Origin of the sequence: Cupriavidus sp. SHE (genome assembly GCF_000812445.1) — a bacterium.
GTDB classification, from domain to species: domain Bacteria; phylum Pseudomonadota; class Gammaproteobacteria; order Burkholderiales; family Burkholderiaceae; genus Cupriavidus; species Cupriavidus metallidurans.
The window spans coordinates 200,325-206,800 of record NZ_JWMB01000047.1 but is presented as its reverse complement, the minus strand read 5'-3'; the positions used below and the strand labels follow the sequence as shown (position 1 = coordinate 206,800).

Sequence of the window (6,476 nt, the reverse complement as noted above, 5' to 3'; positions counted from 1 at the left end):
CCTGCGTACATGTATCGCGACCCCGCCGAGGTCTACGAGCAGAACGAGGCCCGCAGCTGCAAGGGCTGCGTCTACGAGAAGTCCGCCAGGCTGATGGGCACGGTGCACACGGTCTGCACGAAGCTGCTGCCGAACGGCAAGCGAAGGAATCACGGCAAGCGTTGCCAGTTTTTCGGGGAAAAGGAATGAAGGTATCGGAATTGGAGGGCTATCTCCTGAACTACTGGGTAGCGCGCGCTGATGGCCTACGCTGCGAGATCCGCAAGCGCCAGCCATGCGAGACGATGCACGCGTACATCTTCATCGACACGGCCGTACACACGGGATACCCGCGCATCTACTCGGCATCGACCTACTGGAATGAGGGTGGCGAGATCATCGAGCGGGAGAGGATTGGCTTGATGCCGGCAGTGGAGGGCGGCGTGGCGTTTTGGATTGCTGCCCATCCGGACTATAGCGATCCCGTCCGGGGAAGTACGGCGCTGATCGCCGCAATGCGCGCCTATGTCGCCAGCAAGTTCGGAAACGAGGTCACGGAGGCCGCCCATGGATAAGCCGCTGTTCGCAGATGTCTCCCACGCCCTGCATGTGTCCTACCTGGTGCTGTCGATGCCGCCACGGCAGAAGGCGCCATTCCGCAACATGTTGATCCAGCTGCTCGAGGCAATTGACGAACCAACGGCCGCGCAGGAGAAGTGGCTGGCCGAGCTGCGCGGGCCGCAGGGAGACTTCGACCCTGACCGGTTGAGCATGGATGAATATCGCGCCCAGTACGCGATGATCACGGACGCGGCGAAGACGCGCCTGCCCACCCCGGAATACGCAGCGGTGCTGGCCCGCTATGGCCACGGCGAGGAAAAGCTGGCCGGCTGCAAGCGCCTGGCGCTGTATGCCCGGCGCGCGTGCGGGATGACTGCGCTGGCGCTGCTGCTCGACCTGGTGATCCGCCACTACCTGCCGAAGGAACAGCGCGAGGACTACACGCTGCGCGCGATCGCCGAGAAGCGCAAGGTCACGAAGGACAAGGTATTCCGCGCGGCGAAGTGGATGGAGGCAAATTTCCGGTCGCTGGAGCTCATGGCCCTGCAGCGCCTTGAACCGTCTTTCGTGGCGCACGGTCTCGTTCCGGACCGTACAGCATGCGAAGAGGCGGCAGGCGTTGCCACATAAGGGCTGGCGGCGAAAATCTCCTTGCCTTTTTGCGACAAGCGTTGTATGTTTCACCCAGACTCGCCGCAAGAGTCCCCAAAAGCCCGCCCGGTTCGCGCCGCGCGGGCTTTTTCCATTGGAGCCCGCCATGTTCTGGATCACCTACTGGTTCCTGCTGTGGGGTGTCTCGGCACGTGCCTGCTGGCCCAACAACGATGGCTAAGGCAACCATGGCAAACACCTACAACTCCACCATCTCCCGCTGGTCGCGCATTAGCACCGCGCTGCGCCTGTTCGCCGTGTCGATCGCCACTGCGGTGACCGACTTTGCCCGCTACGTCGTGCGCCATGTCGTCGGCTGGGTGCGTCGCGCCGCCGGTCGCCCGTATCTGGCTCTGGCCGAGCGTGAGCCGCTGGCCGGCCTGAACGCCCGCGAGTCGTTCCACCTGCGCGCCGCCAAGCGTGGCCGCCCGACGGTGATGCCGCGCTGGCGCATGTGCGCATCGGTTTAAGCCTTTCAGCAGTACCTGGCTCCTACGGGAGCCTTCTCAGCCAAGCGGGCAGCGCCGACGAGGTCGGATGATCGGGTTCCGTGCGAGCCAACGACTCGCCCGCTTGGCTGAGGGAATGCGCAGGCTGATGCGCCAGGGAGCATACGCACCTCAAACGCTCCGTCATTCCGAGGTGCATGCCGGAGATCAGCGCCGGCCCCCAATTCTTTGGCGGTGTAGCTCAGACGGTAGAGCGATGGGCTCATAACCCATAGGTCGGTGGTTCGAGTCCACCTGCCGCAACCAGTGTCTCCATCCACACTCCCTGTGGACTTTGCCCGCCCAGTGCGGGCTTTCTTCTTCTGGGATCTTGGCTCTGTCGAGATCACCCCCGGCCGGCGGTGGGGCAAAACACCGGCAGCCGCCGACGTAACGTAAGCCAGTCTCCTCCCTGCTCTGCGGTGCAGGTCCTCGATGGCGACGGGCGGCGGCAACACCCCTCTCTGGATCGAATATGGGCCGCAAGTCGAAATTAAGCGATGCCCAGTGGGAGGACATAGGCAAGCGCCTCGCTTCCGGCGAATCCACATCGGCGCTCGCCAAAGAGTTCGGGGTAAGCAAGTCGGTCATTTCCACACGGTTTTCAAAACGTACGGAAACGATAAAAGCCGTTGCTAATCAACTGTTTGAGGCCGAATCGGCTTTTGACAAGCTCGGCATTTCTGAACAGATTTCCGCCCGTTCGCTTGCGGATGAGCTGAAAGCCGTGTCTGCCCATCTGGCAGGTGCTGCCAAGTTCGGTGCAATGACCGCGCATCGGCTCGCCGGTATTGCCCACGGCCAGGTGCACGGCATCGATGACGCTCAGCCAGAGAAGTCGATGGAAGCTCTGCAGCGCATTGGCGTCCTGACCAAGATGGCGAATGCCTCCAGCGAGATCGGGCTGAATCTGCTCCGGGCGAACAAGGATGCCATCGACAAGATGAACAAGCCGGAGACTGACAGCGCGCAGTTGCTCAAGGACATCGCCGAACACCTGCCTGACTGATGACTCTCAGCCTCCAGACAAAGCGAGAGCTTGAGCGCTGGTACAAGCTGATCGATCACCCGGTCCAGACGGATCTGATCCACGCGGTGGCAAACGGCGTCCGGTTCCCGGTGGTTCCTGCTGGCCGCCGCTCTGGCAAGACCGAGCGCGCCAAGCGTTTCGTGGCCAAGATGGCCATGAAGAACCCGGGCGAGATGTACTTCATTGCTGCGCCGACGCGCGACCAGGTGAAGAAGATCTACTGGGCCGACATGAAGCGGCTCTGCCTGACCAGCCTGTGCAGCAAGCCGCCGTCAGAGACCGAGCTGACGATCTTCATGGATAACGGCACGCAGGTGCAGTTGATCGGGCTGGACCGCCCCGAGCGTATCGAGGGCGTGTTCTGGTCGGGCGGCGTGATCGATGAGATCGCGGATATCCGCTCGGAAGCGTGGGAAGCTAACATCCGCCCCGCGCTCGATACGTTCAACCCGTCTCGTCCTGGATATCGGGCGTGGTGCTGGCTCATCGGTGTGCCTGATGGCCTGAACCACTATTACGAGATGGCGCAGTACGCGGAGACTGCGAACGATCCTGACTGGAAGGTTTTCCACTGGAAGAGCTCGGAGATCCTGCCGGCCGAGACCATCACCGCGGCAAAGCGGCAGATGTCGGCAAAGCAGTACAAGCAGGAATACGAGGCCAGCTTCGAGACCGCCTCGGGGCGGATCTATGAGGACTACAGCAAGGACAACTACACGCTGGAGACGATCCAGCCGCACGAGCAGCTTCTCTGGTACCACGATTTCAACTTCACGCCGCTGTCGTCTGGCATTGGTGTGCGGCGTGCTGACTCGCTGTATCTGCTGGAGGAGATCATCCTCACGTCGGCGGTGGCGCGCCAATCTGCGCTTGAGTTCGTCGAGCGCTACAAAGAGCACCAGAACCGGAACGTGGTGATCTACGGCGATCCGGCGGGCAAGGCTGGCGAGAAGCATGGCCACGCCTCGGACTACACCGAGATGGAGAAGATCCTCCGCGAGCACGGCTGGAAGTTCACGCGCAAGGTGAAGCCTGCCGCGCCGGCGATCAAGGACCGGCAGAACGCCGTGCGCGCCAAGATCAAGAACGCCTCCGGCCAGGTCTCGCTGTACGTGAACGCCAAGCAGGCGCCGTACACGCACAAGGGCCTGGCGACGACGCAGCTCAAGGAAGGCTCGACGTTTCTGGAAGAAGAAACGGACTACCAGCACATCACGACCGCGATCGGCTACATGGTCGATGTCGAGTTCCCGGCTCTGAGGCCGACGCCGACACACACAACGCACCTGCCTCACATGGGCCGCTGACATGCCTGACTTCAAGACCCTGCAGGCCACATACCAGCAGGACAAGGACTATCCGGAGCGCACGTTCCGGCTGTCGTCGCTGACGCGCGTGCTCGATGGCACGCTGTACGACGAGCTGAAGCACCCATTCAGCGAAGAGAAGAACGGCGCTGGCGAGTATGTGCCGCTGGCTGATCGCCGCCCGTCGGCGCGCACGCGGATCTGCCGCACCGTGGTCAACGATTCGGTGTCGCTGCTGTTCTCCGAGGGTCATTTCCCGGCCGTGGAGTGCGCCGACGAGGCCACTCGCGACGCCCTGACGCTGATCGTCAAGGAGACGCAGCTCAACCAGGTGATGATCGACGCGGCCACCACCGGCTCGGTGGGCTCGGTCGCGGTGTTGATGCGTGTGCTGAAGGGGCGCGTGTTCTTCCTGGTGATGCCGACGGCGTACCTCACGCCTGAGTGGGACAAGGACGCGCCCGACACGCTGGCGAAGGTGACCGAACGGTACAAGGTGCAGGGCAGGACGCTGAAGGCTGACGGCTATGCGATCGCCGAGAGCGATCTCAAGACGGACTTCTGGTTCCAGCGCATTTGGGACACCAGCGCCGAGACCTGGTACCAGCCGCAGACGCTAAAGGATGCCAGCGACGGCAAGGCACCGGCGGTCGATAAGGCGCGCACCACGTCGCACAACCTCGGTTTCGTGCCCATCGCATGGGCGCGCAACCTGCCCGGCGGTGACAGCACCGATGGCTGCGCGACGTTCCCCGGCGAGGCGATCGACACGCAGATTGAGGCCGATTACCTGCTCAGTCAGGGCGGTCGCGGCCTGAAGTACCAGTCCGATCCGACGCTGCACATCAAGGAGCCGGCGTTCGACGCGAGCGGCGGCGCCAAGGTCGTGAAGGGCGCGGCCAATGCCATCGTCACCAGCGAACAGGGCGACGCCAAGCTGCTGGAGATCAGCGGCGAAGCGGCCAAGGCGGTGATGGACTGGGTGAAGGGCCTGCGCGAACTGGCGCTGGAAGGTGCCGGCGGCAACCGGTCGAACGCGGACAAGCTGTCTGCCGCCCAGTCTGGCCGGGCCATGGAACTGATGAACCAGTCGCTGATCTGGCTTGCCGACAAGCTGCGTATCAGCTACGGCGAGGGCGCACTGCTGTCGCTGCTGGACATGGTGGTGCGCGCGTCGAAGAAGTACCCGCTGAAGGACAAGAAGGGCCGCGAGATCGGTGCTCTGAGCCAGGACAAAGACTTGTCCCTGCGCTGGCCACAGTGGTACGCGCCGACCTACGCCGACAAATCCACGCAGGCGACGACGCTCGACGTGCTGCGCGGTGCTGGCCTGTTGTCCCGCGAGACCGCGGTGAAGTCGATCGCGCCGAGCTACGACATCGCCGACCCGGCCGACGAGATCCGGCAGATCGAAGCCGATCCGCCGCCGCCGAACAGCATGGCCGCGAAGCCGAAAGATCCGCCGCTGTCGGAATCCAATGACTAGCCGCTGGGCCTGGTGCCCGGCGATCTGTAACCCCCGCCCTGGTGGCGGGCTTTGACTCTGGAGTCCCGATGGACCTGCCGCAAGACATTCACTTGGGGAATGTCGCTCCCGCGATTTGCCACAAGCTCAGCGTTGCTGGCTGTGTGGTGCTGACGCTCAACCACGATGGAACCATTGGCATGGCTGGCCACGGTGTCAACCACGCCAAGGCCAACGAGCTGCTGTCCGTCGGCATCCACATGAACCTCACGCAGATGGACAACGCCATCGCCGCCGGTGCGGCCGGCGAGGAAGCTCAGGAACAAGAGCTCCGTCTGCGCGCCCTGCGTAAGGAGGCCGCATGAAAGGTCGCGCACTGAGCCACCTGATGCGCGGCCTGATGAGCCGCTACATGGCACCAGAGGGTGATCCGCCTGCTGGCGGCGGAGGCGGTGGTAATAACCCTCCTGCCCCAGCCCCTGCGCCCGCTCCCGAGTCGTTCTCAAAGGAGTACGTCCACGAGCTGCGCAAGGAGAATCAGGGCTACCGGCTCCGGTACCAAGAGAGCGAGAACAAAGCCAAGGCGGCCGACGAGCGTGCCACCAAGGCTGAAACGGACGCGGACGCAAAGGTAAAGGCAGCCCAGGAGGCAGCTGACCAGCGCATCATCCGCGCCGAACTGAAGGCCGCCGCCCTGAAGGCTGGCATGGTCGACCTGGACGGTCTGAAGCTGGCCGACCTGTCGGGCGTGAAGCTCAACGAGGCCGGCGAGGTCGAGGGCGCTGAAGCACTGATGGAAGCCCTCAAGAAGTCAAAGCCGTATCTGTTCGGTGCGCCGAGCAGCAGCACGCCTGGCACACCGCCCTCGCCGAAGACTCCCGAGGCCAAGAAGGCCACGGAGATGACCGACGAGGAATACCAACAAGCCAAGGCCGCGCTCCTTCGGGGTGGCCGCCGCTAAGCAGTAACGCAGTGCCTCGCGCTTCGGCGCGGGG

9 protein-coding genes and 1 tRNA gene are annotated in these 6,476 nt (G+C 63.5%); all 10 read left to right on the top strand.

Annotation, left to right across the window (positions count from 1 at the left end):
* On the top strand, positions 1–189 hold a 189-nt coding region (locus RN01_RS34370), incomplete at its 5' end, for a hypothetical protein (protein ID WP_197067582.1).
* The gene (locus RN01_RS22725) at positions 186–554 is read left to right on the top strand and encodes a phage protein NinX family protein (RefSeq protein ID WP_024569420.1); all 369 of its coding nucleotides are present in this window, start codon (positions 186–188) and stop codon (positions 552–554) included. The genes RN01_RS34370 and RN01_RS22725, both read left to right, overlap by 4 nt.
* Positions 547–1,170 (top strand): hypothetical protein, encoded by a 624-nt coding sequence (locus tag RN01_RS32565; protein WP_017514730.1) that lies wholly within the window; start codon positions 547–549, stop codon positions 1,168–1,170. Before RN01_RS22725 ends, RN01_RS32565 begins: the two co-directional genes overlap by 8 nt.
* A 209-nt stretch (positions 1,171–1,379) precedes the next feature.
* Entirely contained in the window at positions 1,380–1,661 is a 282-nt protein-coding gene (locus tag RN01_RS22715; RefSeq protein WP_017514731.1) for a hypothetical protein, read from the top strand.
* A gap of 208 nt (positions 1,662–1,869) precedes the next feature.
* Positions 1,870–1,946, top strand: a tRNA-Met gene (locus tag RN01_RS22710).
* A 208-nt stretch (positions 1,947–2,154) separates the two neighbouring features.
* Positions 2,155–2,688, top strand: a complete 534-nt coding sequence (locus RN01_RS22705; RefSeq protein WP_017514732.1) for a helix-turn-helix domain-containing protein — start codon at positions 2,155–2,157, stop codon at positions 2,686–2,688.
* Positions 2,688–4,016: a hypothetical protein gene (locus RN01_RS32560; protein ID WP_017514733.1), complete on the top strand. Its 1,329-nt coding sequence runs from the start codon at positions 2,688–2,690 to the stop codon at positions 4,014–4,016. The genes RN01_RS22705 and RN01_RS32560 overlap by 1 nt, the downstream gene beginning before the upstream one ends.
* A gap of 1 nt (position 4,017) precedes the next feature.
* On the top strand, positions 4,018–5,502 hold the full coding sequence (locus RN01_RS22695; protein ID WP_024569421.1) for a phage portal protein: 1,485 nt from the start codon (positions 4,018–4,020) through the stop codon (positions 5,500–5,502).
* Between the two features lie 68 nt (positions 5,503–5,570).
* Positions 5,571–5,846, top strand: a complete 276-nt coding sequence (locus RN01_RS22690) for a hypothetical protein (RefSeq protein WP_017515431.1) — start codon at positions 5,571–5,573, stop codon at positions 5,844–5,846.
* Positions 5,843–6,442, top strand: coding sequence for a hypothetical protein (locus tag RN01_RS22685; protein ID WP_017515430.1), 600 nt, complete (start codon positions 5,843–5,845; stop codon positions 6,440–6,442). The genes RN01_RS22690 and RN01_RS22685 overlap by 4 nt, the downstream gene beginning before the upstream one ends.
* Positions 6,443–6,476: the final 34 nt, after the last annotated feature.